This is a genomic window from Arenimonas terrae (assembly GCF_006265115.1).
Taxonomy (GTDB): domain Bacteria; phylum Pseudomonadota; class Gammaproteobacteria; order Xanthomonadales; family Xanthomonadaceae; genus Arenimonas; species Arenimonas terrae.
Map to the genome: position 1 here is coordinate 1731415 of NZ_SMDR01000001.1, position 19991 is coordinate 1751405.

The 19991-nt window shown below is 71.4% G+C and carries 19 protein-coding genes; 12 read left to right on the plus strand and 7 right to left on the minus strand.

Annotation, left to right across the window (positions count from 1 at the left end):
* Window positions 1-27: 27 nt before the first annotated feature.
* The 6 genes from E1B00_RS08235 (at window position 28) to E1B00_RS08260 (ending at window position 5392) form a co-directional block, all read left to right on the plus strand.
* Window positions 28-408: a DUF4345 family protein gene (locus tag E1B00_RS08235; RefSeq protein ID WP_139447450.1), complete on the plus strand. Its 381-nt coding sequence runs from the start codon at window positions 28-30 to the stop codon at window positions 406-408.
* A gap of 58 nt (window positions 409-466) precedes the next feature.
* On the plus strand, window positions 467-1711 hold the full coding sequence (locus E1B00_RS08240) for an aminotransferase class I/II-fold pyridoxal phosphate-dependent enzyme (RefSeq protein WP_139447452.1): 1245 nt from the start codon (window positions 467-469) through the stop codon (window positions 1709-1711).
* Between the two features lie 15 nt (window positions 1712-1726).
* The gene (locus E1B00_RS08245; protein ID WP_139447454.1) at window positions 1727-2335 is read left to right on the plus strand and encodes an SGNH/GDSL hydrolase family protein; all 609 of its coding nucleotides are present in this window, start codon (window positions 1727-1729) and stop codon (window positions 2333-2335) included.
* 558 nt (window positions 2336-2893) lie between these two features.
* Window positions 2894-3823, plus strand: a complete 930-nt coding sequence (gene grxD, locus E1B00_RS08250; RefSeq protein ID WP_139447456.1) for a Grx4 family monothiol glutaredoxin — start codon at window positions 2894-2896, stop codon at window positions 3821-3823.
* A 133-nt stretch (window positions 3824-3956) separates the two neighbouring features.
* A complete protein-coding gene (locus E1B00_RS08255; protein ID WP_139447458.1) occupies window positions 3957-4283 on the plus strand; it encodes a hypothetical protein in 327 nt (108 codons plus the stop codon).
* 128 nt (window positions 4284-4411) lie between these two features.
* Window positions 4412-5392: a cation diffusion facilitator family transporter gene (locus tag E1B00_RS08260; protein ID WP_139447460.1), complete on the plus strand. Its 981-nt coding sequence runs from the start codon at window positions 4412-4414 to the stop codon at window positions 5390-5392.
* Window positions 5393-5409: 17 nt separating this feature from the next.
* Here E1B00_RS08260 and E1B00_RS08265 read toward each other — a convergent pair whose 3' ends face one another.
* From E1B00_RS08265 to E1B00_RS08285, 5 genes are all read right to left on the minus strand, one after another.
* A complete protein-coding gene (locus E1B00_RS08265; RefSeq protein WP_139447462.1) occupies window positions 5410-6924 on the minus strand; it encodes an ArnT family glycosyltransferase in 1515 nt (504 codons plus the stop codon).
* Window positions 6925-7010: 86 nt separating this feature from the next.
* The gene (locus E1B00_RS08270) at window positions 7011-8222 is read right to left on the minus strand and encodes a histidine kinase dimerization/phospho-acceptor domain-containing protein (protein ID WP_139447464.1); all 1212 of its coding nucleotides are present in this window, start codon (window positions 8220-8222) and stop codon (window positions 7011-7013) included.
* Window positions 8219-8902, minus strand: a complete 684-nt coding sequence (locus E1B00_RS08275) for a response regulator transcription factor (RefSeq protein ID WP_139447465.1) — start codon at window positions 8900-8902, stop codon at window positions 8219-8221. Before E1B00_RS08275 ends, E1B00_RS08270 begins: the two co-directional genes overlap by 4 nt.
* Window positions 8903-8915: 13 nt before the next feature.
* Window positions 8916-9497, minus strand: a complete 582-nt coding sequence (locus E1B00_RS08280; RefSeq protein ID WP_139447467.1) for a hypothetical protein — start codon at window positions 9495-9497, stop codon at window positions 8916-8918.
* A gap of 83 nt (window positions 9498-9580) precedes the next feature.
* On the minus strand, window positions 9581-10357 hold the full coding sequence (locus E1B00_RS08285; protein WP_139447469.1) for an AMP nucleosidase: 777 nt from the start codon (window positions 10355-10357) through the stop codon (window positions 9581-9583).
* Window positions 10358-10495: 138 nt separating this feature from the next.
* Between E1B00_RS08285 and E1B00_RS08290 the strand changes: the two genes are divergently transcribed.
* From E1B00_RS08290 to E1B00_RS08300, 3 genes are all read left to right on the plus strand, one after another.
* The gene (locus tag E1B00_RS08290; RefSeq protein ID WP_139447471.1) at window positions 10496-11863 is read left to right on the plus strand and encodes an amidohydrolase; all 1368 of its coding nucleotides are present in this window, start codon (window positions 10496-10498) and stop codon (window positions 11861-11863) included.
* Complete coding sequence (locus tag E1B00_RS08295; protein ID WP_139447473.1) at window positions 11860-13128, plus strand: amidohydrolase family protein; 1269 nt, start codon at window positions 11860-11862, stop codon at window positions 13126-13128. Before E1B00_RS08290 ends, E1B00_RS08295 begins: the two co-directional genes overlap by 4 nt.
* Window positions 13129-13235: 107 nt before the next feature.
* Window positions 13236-13865 carry a 2-hydroxychromene-2-carboxylate isomerase gene (locus E1B00_RS08300; RefSeq protein ID WP_139447474.1) on the plus strand — a complete coding sequence of 210 codons (630 nt, stop codon included), beginning with the start codon at window positions 13236-13238 and terminating at the stop codon, window positions 13863-13865.
* 10 nt (window positions 13866-13875) lie between these two features.
* On the opposite strand, the gene E1B00_RS08305 is transcribed toward E1B00_RS08300, so the two are convergent.
* Together E1B00_RS08305 and E1B00_RS08310 are read right to left on the minus strand one after the other, a co-directional pair.
* Window positions 13876-14349, minus strand: coding sequence for a DUF421 domain-containing protein (locus tag E1B00_RS08305; protein ID WP_139447476.1), 474 nt, complete (start codon window positions 14347-14349; stop codon window positions 13876-13878).
* A gap of 22 nt (window positions 14350-14371) precedes the next feature.
* Window positions 14372-15286, minus strand: coding sequence for a GGDEF domain-containing protein (locus E1B00_RS08310; protein ID WP_139447478.1), 915 nt, complete (start codon window positions 15284-15286; stop codon window positions 14372-14374).
* Between the two features lie 163 nt (window positions 15287-15449).
* Between E1B00_RS08310 and E1B00_RS08315 the strand changes: the two genes are divergently transcribed.
* The 3 genes from E1B00_RS08315 to E1B00_RS08325 all read left to right on the plus strand — a co-directional run bounded on the left by E1B00_RS08315 (window position 15450) and on the right by E1B00_RS08325 (window position 19978).
* Window positions 15450-18683, plus strand: a complete 3234-nt coding sequence (locus tag E1B00_RS08315; protein WP_246048532.1) for an amidohydrolase family protein — start codon at window positions 15450-15452, stop codon at window positions 18681-18683.
* Between the two features lie 140 nt (window positions 18684-18823).
* Window positions 18824-19174 carry a hypothetical protein gene (locus E1B00_RS08320; protein ID WP_425456462.1) on the plus strand — a complete coding sequence of 117 codons (351 nt, stop codon included), beginning with the start codon at window positions 18824-18826 and terminating at the stop codon, window positions 19172-19174.
* A 60-nt stretch (window positions 19175-19234) separates the two neighbouring features.
* Window positions 19235-19978: a tetratricopeptide repeat protein gene (locus E1B00_RS08325; RefSeq protein ID WP_139447485.1), complete on the plus strand. Its 744-nt coding sequence runs from the start codon at window positions 19235-19237 to the stop codon at window positions 19976-19978.
* Window positions 19979-19991: the final 13 nt, after the last annotated feature.

A 19991-nucleotide genomic window follows, 5' to 3' on the forward strand; every position in this document is an offset into this window, starting at 1 on the left:
TCACCGGCCGGGGGCCAGGCTGACGGCATGAACCGATTCGGCGTGGCGGTGCTGGTGCTGGCGGGCCTGGGTTTCCTGGGCTTCGGGCTGGCGATCGTGGCGGCGCCGGCGGCGGTGCTGGCGCCGGTGGGCATCTTCGGCTCGGCCCCGGGCCTGGTCGAGCTGCGGGCCTTCTATGGCGGGCTGGAGCTGGGGCTGGCGGCCTTCCTGCTGGCCTGCGCGGCCCGGCCGGCCTGGCGCGAGCCGGGGCTGTGGCTGGTCGCGCTGTCCAACGGTGGCATCGCAGCCGCCCGGCTGCTGGGCATCGGCCTGAGCGGCGAATTCACCGGATTCTTCGCCGGGGCCCTGGTCTGGGAAATCGGCTTCACCCTGGCGGCGATCGCGGCCCTGCGCCGAAAAACCGGCTGAAAGCCCGTCAAAGTTCCGTTAATCTCGGGCCAGTCCCCTGTTCCGAGCCGTCCGCGACATGCCCCACAGCCCCCTGCCGACCCGCGAAAGCCTGCGCGAGGTCCGTTACGACATCCGCGGTGAACTCTCCCGCCGCGCCCGCGAGCTCGAGGGCCAGGGCCGCCACCTGATCCGCCTGAACATCGGCAACCCCGGCGCCTTCGGTTTCCGCGCCCCGGAGCATCTGCAGGCCGCGATCGCCGGCAATGTGCACGAGTCCGATCCCTACACGCACCAGCAGGGCCTGCCGCTGGCGCGCGAGGCCATCGCCGAATTCCATCGCCGCCGCGGCACGCCCAACGCCACCGCCGAGCGCGTGTTCGTCGGCAATGGCGTCAGCGAGCTGATCGACATCTCGCTGCGCGCCCTGCTCAACCCCGGCGAGGAGGTGCTGCTGCCCTCGCCCGACTACCCGCTGTGGAGCGCGGCCACCATCCTCAACCAAGGCCGGCCGGTGTATTACCGCTGCGCGCCGGAGAACGGTTTCCTGCCCGACCCGGAGCAGATCGAAAAACTGATCACGCCGCGCACCCGCGTGCTGGTGGTGATCAACCCGAACAACCCGACCGGCGCGAACTACCCGCGCGCGCTGCTCGAGAAGCTGGTCGCGATCGCGGCGAAGCACAAGCTGCTGCTGATGGCCGACGAGATCTACGACGGCATCCTCTACGACGAGGCGGTGTTCACCCCGCTGGCGCCGCTGGCCGGCGACGTGCCCTGCCTGAGCTTCGGCGGCCTGTCCAAGGTCTGGCGCGCCTGCGGCTGGCGCGTGGGCTGGGCGGTGCTGTCGGGCGATCCGGTGCGCGTGGGCGACTACCACCATGCGATGGACCTGCTGAGCGCGCTGCGCCTGTGCGCGAACGTGCCGGCGCAGTTCGCCGTGCCCGCGGCGCTGACCGGCCCGGAAACCATCCGCGAGCTCACCGGCCCCGGCGGCCGGCTGCACGAATCGCGCCGCGCGATCATCGACTGCTGTGCGGCCAGCGAACACCTCGACCTGGTGGCGCCGTCCGGCGCGCTGTACGCGTTCCCGCGCGTGGTCGGCGACGCCGCCGTCGGTTTCGACGACCAGGCCTTCGCGCTGGAGCTGCTGGAAACCGAGGACGTGCTGGTGGTGCCGGGCAGCGGCTTCAACGTGCCCGACTCGCGCCATTTCCGCGTGACCCTGCTGCCGGACGCCGCGCTGATCCGCGAGGTGTTCGCGCGCATCGAACGCGCGCTGGGCCGGCACGCGGCGCAGGCGCGCTCGCGCCACGTGGCCTGAGCCATCGCCACGCGCGTGCCGAGTTACCTGGCGCTGGGGGATTCCTACACGATCGGCGAATCGGTGCCGGGCGGCGCGCGCTGGCCGATGCAGCTGGCCGACGCGCTGCGCGCCCGCGGTGTCCGCATCGCCGACCCGCGCATCATCGCCACCACCGGCTGGACCACGGACGAGCTGTCGGCGGCGATGGACGCGGCCGAGCCGCTGGGCGCTTACGGTCTGGTGTCGCTGCTGATCGGCGTCAACAACCAGTACCGCGGCCGCGACGTGGAAAACTACCGCGGCGAATTCGCCGCCCTGCTCGATCGCTGCATCGCGCTGGCGGGCGAGCGCGCGGACCGCGTGCTGGTGCTGTCGATCCCCGACTGGGGGGTGACGCCCTTCGGCCAGGGCAGCGGCCGCGACACGGCGCAGGTCGCGCGCGAGCTCGATGCCTACAACGCCACCGCAGCGGAGGAATGCGCGGCGCGCGGCATCGCCTTCGTCGACATCACGCCGGTCAGCCGTTCGCTCGGCGCGCTGCCCGACCGCATCGCCGACGACGGCCTGCACCCCTCGCCGCTCGCCTACGCCGACTGGACCGCCCTCGCCCTTCCCGTCGCAGAACGCTTGCTCCGCAAGTAGATCCAGGTCTTCGCGGCGCCTGGTGCGTTGCACCGGGCTCGTTCTTGGCGATAGTCCGACGTACGTGAGGGCTCTTTCCGGGGACGCCGTGAATCCATCCATGGAGGCTCTTCGAAAACGTCCATGTTTTCGAAGCCCCGGAAAGAGCCCTCACGCACGACGGCCTGCGGACCGTCCGGGCCGGGATGCCGGTTTGGGACACAGCGCGCGCTGCTCCCTGTGTTGGCCAAAGATCGGCACCAGCCCTGGGCTGCGCCCGAGAGCGAGGAATCCGGGGGCCCGCTAGGTTTCGAATTCGACGATCCGGCCCTGATCGAACACAGGCCGTCGTGCGAGGGGACTTTTCCGGACCTTCAGCGACATGGACGTCGCTGAAGAGCCTCCATGGATGGATTCACGGCGTGTCCGGGAAAGTCCCCTCGTACGGCGGCCTATCGCCAAGAACGATCCCGGCCACCGGACCCTCACGCCCTACTTGCGCAGCAAGCCACTTCAGCGAGGGGACGGTCAGGCGCCAGCGCGGGGGAGTAAAATGCCGCCATCCCCCAGGAGCCGCCCATGTCCCTCAGCCCCGATACCCGCACCCGCATCGAACAGATCCTTGGCGCCCACAAAGTCGTCCTGTTCATGAAGGGCAGCCCGGACGCCCCCCAGTGCGGCTTCTCCGCCAAGGCGGCCGGCATCCTCAACGGCCTGGCCCCGGGCTTCGGCCATGTGGATGTGCTGGCGGATCCCGAGATCCGCGAAGGCATCAAGGTGTACGGCCAGTGGCCGACCATCCCCCAGCTGTATGTCGGCGGCGAATTGCTGGGCGGCAGCGACATCATCGAACAGATGCTCAACAGCGGCGAACTGCACGAGGCCCTGGGCCTGCCCGCGCCGGACCGCACCCCCCCGGCGATCGAGATCAGCGAACGTGCCGCCCAGGCCATCAACAACGCCCTGGACAACGCCGAGGACGGTTACGTGCTGCACCTGGGCGTGGACCCGCGCTTCAACGCCCGCTTCGAGCTCAAGCCGGCCAGCGGCCAGGAAGTGGTGGCCGAAGCGGCCGGCATCCGCATCCACCTCGATCTGGCCAGCGTGCCGCGCGCCCGCGGCCTGCGCATCGACTGGGTCGAGGACGCCCGCGGCGCCGGCCTGGCCATCCACAACCCGAACGCCCCGGCCGTGGTGAAGCCGATGAGCGTGCAGCAGCTTCACGACCACATCATCGCCGGCACCATCGACGTGGTGGACGTGCGCCCGGCCCACGCCCGCGCCCTGGCCCCGTTCCCCCACCCGCACGAAGTGCTGGACGAAGAGAGCCGCGAGCGCCTGGAGGCCCTGCCCAAGGACCTGCCGCTGGCCTTCCTCTGCCACCACGGCAACTCCAGCCGGCAGGCGGCCGAGTACTTCCGGGGCCTGGGTTTCCACGACCTGTACAACGTCGAGGGCGGCATCGACGCCTGGTCGGTCGAAATCGATGCCTCGGTGCCGCGTTACTGAACCCCTACCCAATGCCGGGTGTAAACCGCCATTGGCGCCGATAGAGCAATTACGCTAATTTGGCGCCATCCAAGGCCGCCCGGCCGGATGACCCCCTACCGCTCGGGCCCAGCCGTGACCGAGGAGGGGTGGAATGCGCAGCTGGCTTGTAGTGACGATGACCGTGGCGCTGACGGCCTGCGGTGGCGGCAGCGGTGGCGGCGGCAGCCCGGGCGACCTGGCGGCGGAGGCCTGCAAGGTCGCCGCGGAATCGCGCCTGGAAGGCAAACTCTACGAACTCGACCTGGCCGCGCTGTCGGCCAGCATGAAGGACGCGCCCAACGGCGAGAAGTTCCTCTCCGCACCGATCGTGATCGAACCCGGCCTGACGTCCGAGGTGAAGCAGATCGTCGAATGCACGGTGCGCTTCAGTGACGGAAAGCCCGCACCCGACGTGGTCGGCTTCGTCTTCAACTGGTGACACCGCGGGCGGCCCTGGGCCGCCCGCTTCGTTTGCGGCGCCGACGCGGCAAGGGCGCGCCGCTGCAATTGTGTATCGCCGACGCGCCCCGATAGGCTGGCCGCGACTTTCCCGACGGCGCTCCGCCCATGGGCCACGACCACGACCACGGCCTGGACACGATCCGGCACGAACGGCCGCTGCGCTGGGCGCTGGGGCTGACGGCCGGGTTCCTCGCGGTCGAACTGGCCGGCGCCTGGCTAAGCAACAGCCTGTCCCTGCTCTCGGACGCGGCGCACATGGCCACCGACGCGTTCGCGCTGGCCATCGCGCTCGCCGCCGTGCATCTGTCGCGGCGCCCGCCGGATGCACGCCGCACCTACGGTTACGCGCGGCTCGAAGCGCTGGGTGCGCTGGTCAATGGCGCCCTGCTGTTCGCGCTGGCCGCCTGGATCCTCTACGAGGCGGTGCAGCGCCTGCGCCAGCCGCACGAGGTCGCCAGCCTGACCATGATGGCCGTTGCCGCGCTGGGCCTGGCCGTGAACCTGGTGGCGATGCGCCTGCTCAAGGCCGGCAGCGGCGAGAACCTCAACATGAAGGGCGCCTACCTCGAGGTCTGGGCCGACATGCTCGGTTCGGTTGCGGTGCTGGCCGGCGGTGCGCTGATCTGGGCCACGCGCTGGACCTGGATCGATCCGCTGCTGGCGATCGGCCTGGGCCTGTGGGTGCTGCCGCGCACCGTGCGCCTGCTGCGCGAAGCGGTGCATCTGTTGCTCGAAGGCGTGCCGCGTGGACTGGACGTAGATCAGGTGCGGTCGGCGATCGAAGCCGAGCCCGGCGTGGCCTCGGTGCACGACCTGCACCTGTGGTCGGTCAGCAGCCAGCAGCCGCTGCTCAGCGCGCACCTGATCTTGGCCGCCGGCGATGACGCCGACGCGGTGCGCCGGCGCGTGGCAGCGGCGCTGGCGGCACGTTTCGGCATCCACCATTCGACCCTGCAGATGGAGGCCGCGCCCTGCGCGACGCCCGGCTGCGGCGCGGCCCCCGCCGCCGCGCACGATCACGATCACGATCACGATCACGATCACGATCACGAGCCCGGGCACGACGCCAGCCGGCTGCACCGCTGAGCCGCACGCAGGCGATCCTACGGCCCGGAATCCCGCCCCGGCTCGCGAAAACTGCTGCCGCTGGCGACCAGGTCGCCGGCGCGGAACATCAGCAGCTCGTCGGTCTTGTAGCGCTGCCGGTATTCCGGCTGCGGTGCGCCGTGCAGCACCAGCCGCTTGCGCCGCGCGATCACCAGGCCGTCGGGAGACGTGCGCACCCAGTCCCGGGCCTGCGCCGGCGTCAGCTCGCGTACCGGCGCATGCAATCGCCCGTAGTAGCCGAACTCGCCCTGGTAGTTGCCGACATACACCGTCTCGCGCCCGGCGCGCTGCTCGTCGCCGACATGGCGGCCGGCGGCGGCGAGGTCGTAACGCGGCGCCAGCAGCGCGAAGCCAGCCACCATCACCAGGGCGATCGCGGCCAGACCGGACTGCGCACGCCGCAACAGCTGCCGCGGTGCGACCGCGCCGTGCAGGCCGCGCGCCAGCGCCAGCAGACCCAGGGCCAGCAGCGGCAGCAGGTAGTGCACCTGTTTTCCGCCGACCGCAGACAGCAGCACGAAGCCGGTCACCACGGTCGTCGCGACCAGGCGCAGCCCGCGGTCGTCGCGCTGCCGCCACAGTCCGCCCAGCGCGCGCCAGGCCCGCGGCCAGAGCGTCCACGGCAGCGCCATCAGCGGCAGGAAGGGCAGATACCAGTACAGCGGCCGCGGATGCCCGAGGTCGCCCTGCACGCGTCCGAGCGTCTGCTCGAACAGCACGCGCCGCAGCAGCTCGCCCTGCGACTGCCGGTCGGCCAGCAGCAGCCAGGCCAGCGGCAGGGCGATCGCGATCGCCAGCGCCACCGTCACCCGCCAGGCAGCGCGCGAGCCGAACGGCAGCCGTGCCCACAGCCGCCAGGCCAGCAGCGGCGGGAGCAGGTAGACCATCGCGACCGGCCCCTTGGTCAGCATCGCGGCGGCGAAGGCCAGGCCGTAGCCGAGCCAGTCGCGCCAGCGGCCGTGCGTGCCGGCATCGTGCAGGGCGAGCCAGCCCAGGCAGACGAAAACCAGCAGCGGCAGATCGAACATCAGCGCCGTGCCGTAGAAGGCGACGAAGACGCTGCCCAGGAACAGCAACCCGCCCAAGCGCCCCACCTGCGGCGACTGCGGCCACAGCCGCGCGCCCAGGCGCGACAGCAGCCAGGCGCTGGCGAGCGTGCACAGCGGGCCGATCAGCCGCGGCCAGGTCTCGCCGACGCCCGCCACCGCCCAGCCGGCATGGATGAGCCAGAACAGCAGCGGCGGCTTGTGCTCATACAGTTCGCCGTTGAGCGAGGGCAACAGGAAACTGCCGCGTTCCCACATCTCCCAGGCGACGGTGAGGTAACGCGTCTCGTCGACCGGCAGCAGCGGCCGCAGCCATAGCGACAGCAGGCCCAGGCCGAGGCTGCCGGCCACCACCAGCCACCACCAGGTCGCCGCGCCGAGTTCGTCGCGGTGTCCGCCGGCGGCGCCGGCCACGGCGGGCCGTCCGAAGTCCGCATCGGAAATCAGGGATCGGGAAGAAGTCATCGCGCCTCGCCAGCGGGGTTGCGTCGGTGGCGGACACTCTGGCGCGCGCGGCCGTAACGCCGGCTCAGTCGGAACTCAGGCGCGCGTTAAGCCCCCGGCGGAATCCGCAGGCGCACCTGCAGCCCGGCATCGCCCTCGCCGCGCTCAAGCCGCCAACCGAGCGCGCGGCAAAGCCGCTCGACGAAAACCAGGCCCAGGCCGAGATCGCTGCGCGCGCCCGAGCCCGAGCCCGCGGCTGTCGCCTGGGCGGGCCGCAGCAGCAGGCCGTCGGCGTCGAGCTGGCCCAGCCATTCGGTCTGCGCCGACGACACCAGCAGCCGCTGGAACAGCACAAGGAGGATGCCGTCCACCCAGCGCTGCGGCGCGGCCAGGGCTGTCGGGCCCTCGCCCTCGAGCCGGATGCGGCGCGGCGCGTCCAGCCCCGGGATGTCCAGACGCTGCAGCGCGCGCCGGCAGTCCTCGGCCAAGTGGATGCTGTCGCGCTGCGGCGGCAGGCCGCGTGCCGACAGCAGCAGGGCTTCGAGCAGGCCGCCCAGTTCGGCCAGCCCGCGCTCCATGCGCGCCAGGCGCGCCCGCTGCGCGGCGCTGGCCTCGGTGTCGTCGCGCATCACTTCGACCGCGCCCTGGATGACGGCGATCGGCGTGCGCAGCTCGTGGCTGGCGTCGGCGAAAAATGCCCGCTCACTTGCGTCCGCATCGGCCAGCCGGGCCTGGTAACGGTCGATCGCGCCGGCCAGCCGGCCGATTTCGTCCCGGCTCATGGTTTCGGCCAGGCGGGTCTGCACCGGCGTCACCGGCAGCGCATCCACGGCGTCGGCCAGCTGCAGCACAGGCGCCACGGTGCGGCCGGACAGGACCCAGCCCAGCCACGCCGACACGACCACGCCAACGGCAAGGATCAGCAGGAACAGCTGCAGCAGATATTCCTCGAGCCGTTCGACGCGGCCGATGTCGATCATCAGCACCACCCGCTGGCCGGGCGGGCCATAGGCGGCCACGTGCATGTCCTTCTGGTCTTCGAGGTCGAATACGCCCTCGGGCAGGTTGCGCAGGCCTTCCGGGGCCTCGGCTTCGCGGTACACCGAAAATGCCGGCGACCTCGGCAGTTCGGCGTCGGGATTGCGCTCGAGTTCTTCGATGAAGTGTCGCGACTGGCCTTCGAGCATCGCTTCGAGCATGAAAACTTCGTAGTCGGCGACGATGAAGCCGGTGGCCACGCCGAAACACAGGCTGAGCACCATGCCGACCAGGCCGTAGGCCAGGGCGACGCGCTTGCGCAGCGGCAGCTGCCGCTTCATGCCAGCGCGCCGAAGCGGTAGCCGATACCGTGCACGGTATGCAGCAGCGGCGATGGGAACGGCCGGTCCACCAGCTGGCGCAGGCCGTAGATGTGCGTATGCAGGCCCGCCGGGTCGCCACCTTCCGGCCCCCACACCGCGCGCATCAGTCGGGACTGGTCGACGACGCCGGGCGAGGCCCGCATCAGGCACTCCAGGATGCGCGCCTGCGCACGCGTGAGCACGATCTGCCGGCCCTCGCGCCGCACCAGCAGTGCGGCCGGGTCGAAGCGCAGACCGCAGGCCTCGATCGGCTCGCCGCCGGGCGGACGGCCGCGGCGCGCGAGCACGCGGATGCGCGCCTCGAGTTCCTTCATCGCGAAGGGTTTCACCAGATAGTCGTCCGCGCCCTCGGCGAAGCCCCTGAGCTTGTCATCCAGGGTGTCGCGCGCGGTGAGCATGATCACAGGAACACCGCGGCCGGCCTCGCGCAGGCGGCGGCACAGCAGCAGGCCGTCCAGGCGCGGCAGGCCCAGGTCGAGCACGATGATGTCGTGGTCGCCGGCCAGGGCCATGCGCAGGCCTGCCTCGCCATCCGCGGCGTGGTCCACCAGGTGCCCGCGGCGGGAGAAGTAGTCCCACAGGTTCGCGGCCAGGTCGGCCTGGTCTTCGACGATCAGGAGGCTGAGGGCGGGTTCCATGACGCTCCGGCGTTCAGGCGATGCGCCGCGCCGGCGCCCAGCCCAGGCCCATTGTGCACGCGGCCGCGACGTAGGCGCGACGCAGCCGGCCCAGGCCCGGCGCGGCCGGCGCGGCGACGTGGCGGGCGAACAGCTCGGGCAGCAGCCCATGCATGCCGGGAATGCGCGGCAGCTGCAGCAGGGTGTCGCGGCGGAACAGGCAGGCGCCGCTGTCGTCGCGGAAGTACACGCCGGCGCCGGGGGCTTCGGCGCGTCGCATCAGGTCCCGTGCACGCTCCGCCGCACCCGCCTCGGGCCGCGGCAGCCACAGCACCCAGGGCGAACGCGCCGCGCGCACGCCGGCGACCAGGGCCGCGGTCCGGCCCTGCGCCTGCGTGCCCAGTTCGACCCGCGACCGCGCCGGCCCCGCGGCGAGCGCGCGCAGGGCCGGCGCCAGGCGATCGGGCGGGCCGTGGCCCAGCACCAGGGGCTCGGCGTCGGGCAGGCCCGCGGAAAGCGCCTGCAGCGCCTCGCCCCAGGCCCGATCGGGCTGAGCGTCGAGGAGCAGCAGCAGGGTCAGGGACGGCGGATGTGGAACGGAAAAGGGCGGCGGCATGGCCTCATGCTGCCGCCCGCGGACGTAAATCCGGATGAGCGCGGTCTGAGGCGTCCGTTAAGCCGGGCGCCGGCGCGACCGGCTCACTCGTCGAAGCGCAGGTGCTTGACCGACTTGCCGTGCCGGCGGATCAGGCGCAGGGCCTCGATGCCGATCTGGATGTGGCGCTCGACGAAGTTCTCCGAGACGCGTTTGTCGGACGCCTCGGTCTTGATGCCTTCCGGGATCATCGGCTGGTCGGACACCAGCAGCAGCGCGCCGGACGGGATCGAGTTGGCGAAGCCGGCCGCGAACACCGTCGCCGTCTCCATGTCGATGGCCATGCAGCGCAGCTTGCGCAGGTAGTCCTTGAAGGCCTCGTCGTGTTCCCAGACGCGGCGGTTGGTGGTGTACACCGTGCCGGTCCAGTAGTCGTGGCCGAGGTCGCGGATCATGGTGGACACCGCACGCTGCAGGGCGAAGGCCGGCAGGGCCGGGACCTCGGGCAGCAGGTAGTCGTTGGACGTGCCCTCGCCGCGGATCGCGGCGATCGGCAGCACCAGGTCGCCGAGCTGGTTCTTCTTCTTCAGGCCGCCGCACTTGCCCAGGAACAGCACCGCCTTGGGGCCGATGGCCGAGAGCAGGTCCATCACGGTGGCGGCGTTGGCGCTGCCCATGCCGAAGTTGATCAGGGTGATGCCGTCGGCGGTGGCACTGGGCATGGGCCGGTCCAGGCCGACCACGGGCGCGCCGGTGAGGCGGGAGAAAGTGTTGAGGTAGCCGCCGAAGTTGGTGAGCAGCACATGCTCGCCGAAAGCTTCCAGGGGCACGCCGGTGTAGCGGGGCAGCCAGTTGCTGACGATCTCGTTCTTGTCTTTCATCGTTATGTTTTTCCTTTGTTTTTGTTTTTCTCAGCCTTGCCCGGCCATTCTGCCACGCGGCCCGTGAACCGTGCCCCCGCCCACTTGGCAAGCGCGGCCGCCCACGGCTAGGGTGGCCCGTCCCCAGGGGAGTCCGAAATGTCCAAGCATGTGAAGGCCAGGCTGCTGGCCACCGCCCTGCTCGTCCTGCCGGCCGTGGCGCTGGCGGCCGAGACGGCCTACCCCAGCACCTACACGCCGGTCGCCTCCGGCCCGGTACTGGTGCGCAACGCCACCGTCCTCACCGGCACCGGCCAGCGCCTGGAGGGCGCCGACGTGCTGATGCGCGGGGGCCGCATCGCCGCGGTCGGCACCGGCCTGTCGACCGACGGCGCCACCGTCGTGGACGGCACCGGCAAATGGGTGACGCCCGGCCTGATTGACGTGCACTCCCACCTGGGCGTTTATCCGAGCCCGGGCGCCAGCGCCCACAACGACGGCAACGAGATCACCGCGCCGGTCACCGCCCAGGTCTGGGCCGAACACGGCGTCTGGCCGCAGGACCCTGGCTTCGGCGCCGCCCTGGCCGGCGGCGTCACCACGATGATGATCCTGCCCGGCTCGGCCAACCTGATCGGCGGCCGTGGCGTGGTGCTGCGCAACGTCCCGGCCACGACCATGCAGGCGATGAAGTTCCCCGACGCCCCGCACGGCCTGAAGATGGCCTGCGGCGAAAACCCCAAGCGCGTGTACGGCGGCCGCGGCCAGGCGCCGATGACCCGCATGGGCAACCTGGCCGGTTACCGCGCCGCCTTCGCCGAGGCGCAGAAATACCGCGCCGCCTGGGACAAGTACGAAGCCGGCAAGGGCGACCGCAAGGGCGGCGGCGAACCGCCCGCGCGCGACCTGCGCCTGGACACCCTGGCCGGCGTGCTGCGCGGCGAGATCACCGTGCAGATCCACTGCTACCGCGCCGACGAAATGGCGCTGATGCTCGACCTGGCCGAGGAGTTCGGCTTCAAGATCGCCGCCTTCCACCACGGCGTCGAAGCCTACAAGCTGGCCGACCGGCTGGCCCGGGAAGGCGTCTGCGGCGCGCTCTGGGCCGACTGGTGGGGCTTCAAGATGGAGGCCTACGACGGCATCCAGGAGAACATCGCCCTGGTGGACCGGCCGGAGAACGGCTGCGCGATCGTGCACTCCGATTCTTCCGAAGGCATCCAGCGCCTGAACCAGGAAGCCGCCAAGGTGATGGCGCGCGGTGAACGCGCCGGCCTGTCGCTGCCGCCCGAACGCGCCATCCGCTGGCTGACGACGAACGCCGCGAAGGCCATCGGCATCGCCGACCAGACCGGATCGCTGGAGGACGGCAAGCGCGCCGACCTGGTGCTGTGGAACGGCAATCCCTTCAGCGTCTATGCGCAGGCCGAGAAGGTCTGGGTCGACGGCGCCCTGCTCTACGACCGCGGCGACAAGGCGAGGCAGCCGGTCACCGACTTCATGCTCGGCCAGGAGGTGTCGCCGTGAAGCGCCTGCTCATCGCCCTCACCCTCGCCGCCGCCGTGCCGGCCGCCGCGCAGGACCTGCTGATCCGCAACGCCACCGTGCACACCGTCGGCGCCCGCGGCACGCTCAAGGACCACGACGTGCTCGTGCAGGGCGGCGTGGTGCGCGCCATCGCGCCGGACATCGCCGCGCCCGCCGGCGCCACCGTGGTCGAGGCCAAGGGCCGGCCGCTGACGCCGGGCCTGTTCGGCGGCCTCACCGGCCTGGGCATCGAGGAAGTGTCGGGCGAAGCCGCGACCGTCGACGCCAACCTCGCGCTCGGCGCGATGGTGCCGGCCGACGACCACGTGGTCTGGCGTCCGGAGTTCGACGTGGACGTGGCCTTCAATCCGCACTCGGCGGCGATCGGCGTCAGCCGCGTCGAGGGCATCACCCACACCGTGCTCTCGCCCGGCAGCCTGCCCGGCGGCAGCTTCGTCGCCGGCCAGGGCAGCGCGGTGCTGCTCGACGGCCGCTACGACGCCGCCCTGCCCGGCAGCCGCAGCCTGTTCGTGAACCTGGGCGGCGGTTCGTCGCCGCTGTCGGGCGGCAGCCGCGCCGGCCAGTGGATGCTGCTGGAACAGGCGGTGGCGGAGGCGCGCGCCGGCAGCGGCGAGCTGCTCACCCGCGCCGGCCGTTCGGCGCTGTCGGCTTACCTCGCCGGCGGCCGCGTCGTCTTCCACGTCGACCGCGCGGCCGACATCCGCCAGGCCCTGGCCTTCGCCAAGCGGCACGGCATGCGGCCGGTGATCGTCGGCGGCGCGGAAGCCTGGCGTGTGGCCGCCGAGCTGAAGGCGGCGAATGCGCCGGTGCTGCTGGACACGCTGGCCAACCTGCCCTCGAGCTTCGACGCGCTGGGTTCGACGCTGGAAAACGCCGCGCGCCTGCACCGCGCCGGCGTCAGTGTCGGCTTCTCGCAGAACGGCGACGCCACCCACAACGCCCGCAAGATCCGCCAGGTCGCTGGCAACGCGGTGGCCAACGGCCTGCCCTGGGAGGCCGGCCTGGCCGGGCTGACGGCGGTACCGGCGCAGGTGTTCGGCCTGTCCGGCCAGCGCGGCCGCATCGAGGTCGGCCAGGCCGCCGACCTGGTGCTGTGGAGCGGCGATCCGCTGGAAGTGAACACCTACGCCGAGCAGGTGTGGTTCGCGGGCAAGCCGGCGTCCATGCGCTCGCGCCAGACCGAGCTGCTCGAGCGCTATCTCGTGCCGGAAGGCGCGCTGCCGCGGGCTTACGTGGGGCGCTGAAGAGCACCCCGCTCCCAACCCCTCTCCCGCACGGGGAGAGGGGAACCGGCCCCCGGGCGGCGGATTCCACCCTCGCCGACGCCCGCCGCAGCCGCTATCGTCGGTCCATGGCCACGATCCACTGGTACTTCGACTTCATCTCGCCCTTCGCCTACCTGCAGTGGCCGAGGGTGCGCGAGCTCGCGACGCGGCATCCGGTCGAGCTGCGGCCGGTGCTGTTCGCCGGCGTGCTCGACCACATCGGCCAGAAGGGCCCGGCGGAGATCCCCGCCAAGCGTGTGTTCACCTACCGGCACGTGCTGTGGCGGGCGCGCCAGCGCGGGCTGCCGATGCGGTTTCCGCCCGCGCATCCGTTCAACCCGCTGGCGGCGCTGCGCCTGTGCGTCGCGCTGGATGCGCGCCCGGACGCGACCGGCGCGATCTTCGACTGGATCTGGGCGCAGGGCCGCGCCGGCGACAGCGTCGAGGCCCTGGCGCCGCTGGCGCGCACGCTGGGCGTGGCCGATATCGCCGCGGCGGTCGCGGCGCCGGCGGTGAAGCAGCAGCTCAAGGCCAACTTCGAGGCGGCGCTGGCCGCGCAGGTGTTCGGCGTGCCGACCCTGGTGATCGACGGCGACCTGTTCTGGGGCGACGACGCCTTCGACTTCGCGCTCGCCCGCCTGGCCGACCCGACGCTGCTGGACGACGACGAGATGCGCCGCGTCTCGACCCTGCCGGTGGCCGCGCAGCGGATCTGAGCCGGCGGCGTCAGTCGCGCGGGATCAGGGTGATGCGGCCGTCGGTTTCGACCCAGCCGCGGCGCACCTGCGCCACGCGTTCGAGCCCGGCGCGGCGCAGCGCCTCGTCCAGGTCGGCGCGGCTGACGCCCTCGCGCTGCAGCCGGCGGTCGTCGAGCTTGCCGTCCTCGATCACCTGCGCCGCCTCGCCCTCGACCAGGCGCTGGAATCCGGGCCAGCGCGCGGCGACAAAACCGACGCCGGCATTGAGCGCGATCAGCGTCGCCGCCAGGATCAGGCCGCCGAGCAGCGAGATGTCGTCGCCGATCAGCGAGTTCTGCACCGCCGTTCCCAGCAGCACCAGCAGCACCATGTCGAAGGGCGTGAACTGGCCCAGCGCCCGTTTTCCCGACAGCCGCACGAACACCAGCAGGGCCAGGTAGACCGCGAAGGCGCGCAGCACGAACTGCCACCAGGGCATCGAAAGCTGCCAGAACTCTTCCATCACCCACCTCCGGCCGTGCCGGTCAGGAAGGCGTGCCGGCGTCCGCGACCACCATGTTACGGCCGGAGTCCTTGGCCAGGTACATCGCCCGGTCGGCGCGTTCGACCAGCGCCTCCAGGCTTTCGTCGGCGCCCAGGTATTCGGCGGCGCCAATGCTGACGGTCAGCTCGACCACTTCCTCGCCCACCGTGTGGCAGCGCGACTGCACGGCAGTGCGGATGCGCTCGGCCACCGCGATGGCGTGGATGCGGCGTGCGCCGGGCAGCACCACCGCGAACTCCTCGCCGCCGACCCGGCCCATGACGTCGCCGCCGCGCAGCTCTTCGCCGACGGTGCGGGCCACGGCCCTCAGGCAGTCGTCGCCGACGCCGTGGCCCAGGCTGTCGTTGATCAGCTTGAACAGGTCGATGTCGAAGAACAGCACCGACAGCGGCTTGGCCTGGCCGTTGTCCTCGCGGTGGTTCTCGGTCAGCTGCTCCAGGCGCTTGTGCCAGGCGCCGCGGTTGAGCGCGCCGGTCAGCGGGTCGCGCTCGGAATCCTGCTTGGCGCGTTTGGCTTCGGCGCGGGCGCGGTCGCGCTCGTCCAGCAGGCTGCGCATGCGCCGGGCCATGCGGTCGACCAGCCACAGGCCCCAGCCCGCCACCGGCAGGGCGATTGCGAGGCCCAGCCAGGGCGCGTACCAGGCCAGCGCGCTGCCGACCAGCAGCACGACCAGGGCGACGCCGGCGAAGGGTATCCAGGCCGAACGCGGGGCCACCCGTTCGCGCAGCACGCGCGAGGAAAGCATCATCACCAGCGCGACCGACACCGCGGCGCCCAGGGTGAACCAGAGCGCGCCGTGCACCAGGTCGTGACCCACCGCCGAGGCAGGCGCAGCCGCGGTCGCCCCGGCCAGGGCCAGGAGGCGGGACAGGGTGCGCGGACGGAGCGGCGGCATGCCCCTACTCTCGGGCACCCGGGGCGCGGCCGCAAGCGATTGTCCTGATTGGCTTTTGCAATACGCCAAGCGGCTCACGCTTTCACCTTTCCATGACCTTCGGCCTAGAGGGTCCGGAAGGCGATTGACCTAGCATCCGTCGGTCCCTTTCCCTGGAATGCCCATGACGCCCCGCCCGATCGCGCTCGCCCTCGCCCTCACCCTGAGCACCGGCGCCAGCGCCGCGGACCCCGCCCCGAAATGGGACGTCAACGGCGCGCATGCCAAGGGCAAGACGGTGCGCTTCAGCACCGACGAGGGCACCTGGCTCGACCTGGACCTGAGCCCGGACGGCCGGCAGATCGTGTTCTCGATGCTCGGCGACTTGTACCTGCTTCCGGTCGAAGGCGGCCAGGCGCGGCGCCTGCGCAGCGGCACGGCCTGGGACGTGCAGCCGCGCTTCTCGCCAGACGGCAGCGAGATCGCCTTCACCTCCGACGGCGGCGGCGGCAACAACCTCTGGCGCATGAAGGCCGACGGCAGCGGCGCGGCCGCGGTGAGCAAGGAAGACTTCCGCCTGCTCAACAATCCGGCCTGGACGCCGGACGGCCAGTACCTGATCGGCCGCAAGCACTTCACCTCGGGCCGTTCGCTGGGCGCCGGCGAGCTGTGGATGTACCACCGCAGCGGCGGCGCCGGCCTGCAGCTGACCAAGCGCAAGAACGACCAGCAGGACCAGGGCGAACCGGCGGTGTCGCCCGACGGCCGCTACGTGTACTTCTCCGAGGACATGAGCCCGGGCGGCGCCTTCGACTACAACCGCAACGTGCACGGGCTGATCTACGCGATCCGCCGGCTCGACCGCGAGACCGGCGAACTCGAGACCATCGTCTCCAGCGCCGGCGGCGCGGTGCGGCCGCAGCCCTCGCCGGACGGCAAGTCGCTGGCCTTCGTCAAGCGCGTGCGCGACAAGTCGGTGCTGCACGTGCTCGACCTGGCCTCGGGCCACGTGCGCCCGGTCTGGGACGGCCTGTCGCACGACCAGCAGGAGGCCTGGGCCATCTTCGGACCCTATCCGAACTTCGACTGGACGCCGGATTCCAAGGCGGTGGTGATCTGGGCCCAGGGCAAGCTCTGGAACGTCGACATCGCCAGCGGCACGCCCAGCAACATTCCCTTCACCGCCGAGGTCTCGCAGACCGTGCTGCCGGCGCTGCGTTTCACCCAGACGCTGGAAGGCGACAGCTTCGCGCCGAAGATGATCCGCGATGTCGCCACCAGCCCCGACGGCAAGACCCTGGTCTTCCACGCCGTCGGACAGCTCTGGACGCGCGCCCTGCCCGGCGGCGAGCCGCGCCGCCTGACCGCCGACGCCGCGAACTCCGAATACCAGCCCAGCTTCAGCCCCGATGGCCGCAAGCTGCTCTACACCGTGTGGTCGGACGAAAAAATGGGCGCCATCCGCGAGCTCGACCTCGCCAGCGGCCAGTCGCGTGCGCTGACCACGCAGCCGGGCTTCTACTACGGCCCGCGCTATTCGCCCGACGGCAAGCGCGTGGTGTACGCGCGCCAGGGCGGCAGCGGCCTCACCGGCAGCCTGTGGAGCGGCACGCGCGGCGTGTTCGTGATGCCGGCCGCGGGCGGCGAGCCGGTGCAGGTGGCAAACAACGGCGCCGAGCCGCAGTTCTCGGCCGACGGCCAGCGCGTGTTCTATCTCACCGGCGGCGGGCTGGAGAAGAAGCTGATGAGCGTCGGCCTCAACGGCGAACGCCCGCGTGAAGTCTTCAACCTCAAGTACGTGGACCACGTGTCGGTGAGCCCGGACGGCCGGTCGGTCGCCTTCACCGAGCTGTTCAACGGCTACGTGGCGCCGCTGCCGGTCACCGGCGCGTCGATCGAGCTGAGCAAGGACACCAAGGCGGTGCCGGTGACGGCGCTGGGCACCGACATGGGCAGCTACCTGCACTGGGGCGCCGATTCGAAGTCGCTGCACTGGATGGTCGGCGACCGCTACCACAGCCGCGCGCTGGGCGCGGCCAAGGCCGACGCCGGCGTGCCGGTCGGCCTGCGCCTGCCCACCGACCGCCCGGCCGACAGCTTCGCCCTGGTCGGCGGCCGCGTGGTGACCATGCGTGATGCCGAGGCCGCGCAGGAAGTGATCGAGGACGGCGTGGTGCTGGTGCGGGGCGAGCGCATCGTCGCGGTCGGCAGGCGCGGCGACGTGGCCATCCCGGCCGGCGCGCGCGAGATCGACGTGGCCGGCAAGACCGTGTTCCCCGGCATCGTCGACGCGCACGCGCACGGCTCGCACTTCGGCCAGGGCGTGGTCCCGCAGCAGAACTGGGTCTACCACGCCAATCTGGCCTTCGGCATCACCACGATGCACGACCCGTCGGCGACCACCGAATTCGTGTTCTCGCAGGCCGAGCTGGTGAAGGCCGGGCGCATGGTCGGCCCGCGCGTGTTCTCGACCGGCACCATCCTCTATGGCGCCGACGGCGACTTCAAGGCGACGGTGAACTCGATCGACGACGCCCGCGGCCACCTGCGCCGCATGCGGGCCAACGGCGCGTTCTCGGTCAAGTCCTACAACCAGCCGCGGCGCGACCAGCGCCAGCAGATCAACCAGGCCGCGCGCGAGCTCGGCATGCTGGTGGTCGAGGAAGGCGGCAGCACCTTTCAGCACAACCTGACCATGATCGTGGACGGCGTGACCGGCGTGGAGCACAACATCCCGGTCGCGCCGCTGTACCGCGACGTGATGGAGCTGTGGCGCCAGACCGACGTGCGCAACACGCCGACCCTTGTGGTGAACTACGGCGGCCTCAACGGCGAGTACTACTGGTACGCCAAGGACAACGTCTGGGAGAACGAGCGCCTGCTGCGCTTCTTCCCGAAGAACTCGCTCGACGGCCGCACGATCCGCCGCGACGCCGCGCCGGAGTGGGACTACTACCACGTGCAGGTGGCCAAGGCGGCCAAGAAGCTGCGCGACCAGGGCACGCGCATCCAGGTCGGCGGCCACGGCCAGCTGCAGGGCCTGGCCCCGCACTGGGAGATCTGGTCGCTGACCCAGGGCGGGTTCTCGGCGTGGGAAGCGCTGCGCGCCGCAACCATCGACGGCGCCGACTATCTGGGCCTGTCGAAGGAGCTCGGTTCGCTCGAGGCCGGCAAGCGCGCCGACCTGGTGGTGGTGGACGGCAACCCGCTGGCCGACATCCGCGACAGCGACAACACCGCGCTGGTGATGGTCAACGGGCGCCTGTTCGACGCCAACACCATGGCCGAGATCGGCGGCCTGAACCGCCCGGCGCCGGTGTTCTTCTGGCAGCGCGGCGGCAACGGCGTGCAGATGGGCGTCGAATACGGCCCGACCGCGCCCTGCCACTGCCCGAAGTCCACGCCGCACTCGCACTGAGGGCGTCGGCACCCTCCCCTGCGGAGCGGGGGAGGGTTGCGGAAAACACGCGTTCCCGGCGGGCGGGCGGCGAAACGCCCGCAAGCCATGCAGGCTTCATCTTCGCGGGGCTATGCTCGGGCCACGTCCCCCGCGAAGGAATGACCATGGCCACCCGCTACTACCTGCGCCTGCCCGACCCCGCACTGGCCCGCGGCAGCGAACCGAGCCTGAGCTTCCATTCGCAGAGCGCCGAAGGCTTCGCCGAGGAGCTGCAGGCGGCGCTGCGCAGCCCGGCGCTGTTCGAACGCTGGAAGGCCCTGCAGGAAGATCCGGACGCGGTCGACCCCTCGCTGGGCGCCACCGACCCCGCTGCCGTCGTGACCGGCGAGCAGAGCGACCTAGACGTGCTGCTGGTCGCCACCACGGCCATCCCCGGCGGCGTGTTCAAGCAGCGCATGCGCTGGCTGGCCGGCAGCCACTGGCAACTGCACGACATCAAGGGCGCCTGAGCCGCGATTCCCGGCGGCGGCGGCTTTGGCGATAATCCCGGCATCCCCGGGAGCCGCCCCATGCCCATGTTCGGAATCGGACTTCATGTCCTGGTCGCGGTCCTGTTCGCGATCCATGCCGTGCGCAACAACCAGCCGCTGTACTGGCTGTTCATCCTGTTCTTCTTCCCGCTGCTGGGCAGCATCGTCTACGGCGTGGCCGTGTGGCTGCCGGAAATGCGCGCCCACCGCGGCGTGCGCCGCGCCGGCGACAAGGTCAAGCAGCTGCTCGACCCGGGCCGCGAGCTGCGCGAGGCGACCGAAGCCAACGAGCTCTCGCCCTCGGTCGGCAACCAGCTGCGCCTGGCCGAAGCCCTGCTCGAAGGCGGCCGCGCCGGCGAGGCGGTGGCCCACTACCAGCTCGCCCTGCAGGGCCTGTATGCGGGCGACCCGGACATCCAGTCGCGCCTGGCCAAGGCCCTGCTGGAAAGCGGCCGCCCCGCCGATGCGCGCGACCTGCTCGACCGCGTGATCGCCGAGAACCCGAAGTTCCGGTCGCCCCCGGCGCACCTGACCTATGCCCGCGCGGTGGCCGCCTGCGGCGACCGCGAGAAGGCGCACGAGGAATACGGCGTGCTGACCGGCTATTACCCGGGCCTGGAAGCCCGCGCCCGCTACGCGGCATTGCTGAAGGAATGGGGCGACACCGAAGCTGCGCAGAAGCTGGCGGCCGAATCGCTGCGCAGTTCCGAGCGCCTGCCGGCGCATACCCGCGGCAACGAGCGCGAGTGGATCGCGCTGCTGCAGAAGGTCGACCGCGGCTGAGCAGCCCGCGGCG

Bases quoted from the DNA above. Each gene is read 5' to 3' on its own strand.
- grxD (WP_139447456.1), top strand. From the start codon at position 2,894: ATGTCCCTCAGCCCCGATACCCGCACCCGCATCGAACAGATCCTTGGC.
- E1B00_RS08290 (WP_139447471.1), top strand. From the start codon at position 10,496: ATGTCCAAGCATGTGAAGGCCAGGCTGCTGGCCACCGCCCTGCTCGTC.
- E1B00_RS08305 (WP_139447476.1), bottom strand. From the start codon at position 14,349: ATGGAAGAGTTCTGGCAGCTTTCGATGCCCTGGTGGCAGTTCGTGCTG.
- E1B00_RS08325 (WP_139447485.1), top strand. From the start codon at position 19,235: ATGCCCATGTTCGGAATCGGACTTCATGTCCTGGTCGCGGTCCTGTTC.
- E1B00_RS08235 (WP_139447450.1), top strand. From the start codon at position 28: ATGAACCGATTCGGCGTGGCGGTGCTGGTGCTGGCGGGCCTGGGTTTC.
- E1B00_RS08270 (WP_139447464.1), bottom strand. From the start codon at position 8,222: ATGAAGCGGCAGCTGCCGCTGCGCAAGCGCGTCGCCCTGGCCTACGGC.
- E1B00_RS08320 (WP_425456462.1), top strand. From the start codon at position 18,824: ATGACCATGGCCACCCGCTACTACCTGCGCCTGCCCGACCCCGCACTG.
- E1B00_RS08240 (WP_139447452.1), top strand. From the start codon at position 467: ATGCCCCACAGCCCCCTGCCGACCCGCGAAAGCCTGCGCGAGGTCCGT.
- E1B00_RS08285 (WP_139447469.1), bottom strand. From the start codon at position 10,357: ATGAAAGACAAGAACGAGATCGTCAGCAACTGGCTGCCCCGCTACACC.
- E1B00_RS08255 (WP_139447458.1), top strand. From the start codon at position 3,957: ATGCGCAGCTGGCTTGTAGTGACGATGACCGTGGCGCTGACGGCCTGC.
- E1B00_RS08265 (WP_139447462.1), bottom strand. From the start codon at position 6,924: ATGACTTCTTCCCGATCCCTGATTTCCGATGCGGACTTCGGACGGCCC.
- E1B00_RS08275 (WP_139447465.1), bottom strand. From the start codon at position 8,902: ATGGAACCCGCCCTCAGCCTCCTGATCGTCGAAGACCAGGCCGACCTG.
- E1B00_RS08300 (WP_139447474.1), top strand. From the start codon at position 13,236: ATGGCCACGATCCACTGGTACTTCGACTTCATCTCGCCCTTCGCCTAC.
- E1B00_RS08260 (WP_139447460.1), top strand. From the start codon at position 4,412: ATGGGCCACGACCACGACCACGGCCTGGACACGATCCGGCACGAACGG.
- E1B00_RS08310 (WP_139447478.1), bottom strand. From the start codon at position 15,286: ATGCCGCCGCTCCGTCCGCGCACCCTGTCCCGCCTCCTGGCCCTGGCC.
- E1B00_RS08280 (WP_139447467.1), bottom strand. From the start codon at position 9,497: ATGCCGCCGCCCTTTTCCGTTCCACATCCGCCGTCCCTGACCCTGCTG.
- E1B00_RS08315 (WP_246048532.1), top strand. From the start codon at position 15,450: ATGACGCCCCGCCCGATCGCGCTCGCCCTCGCCCTCACCCTGAGCACC.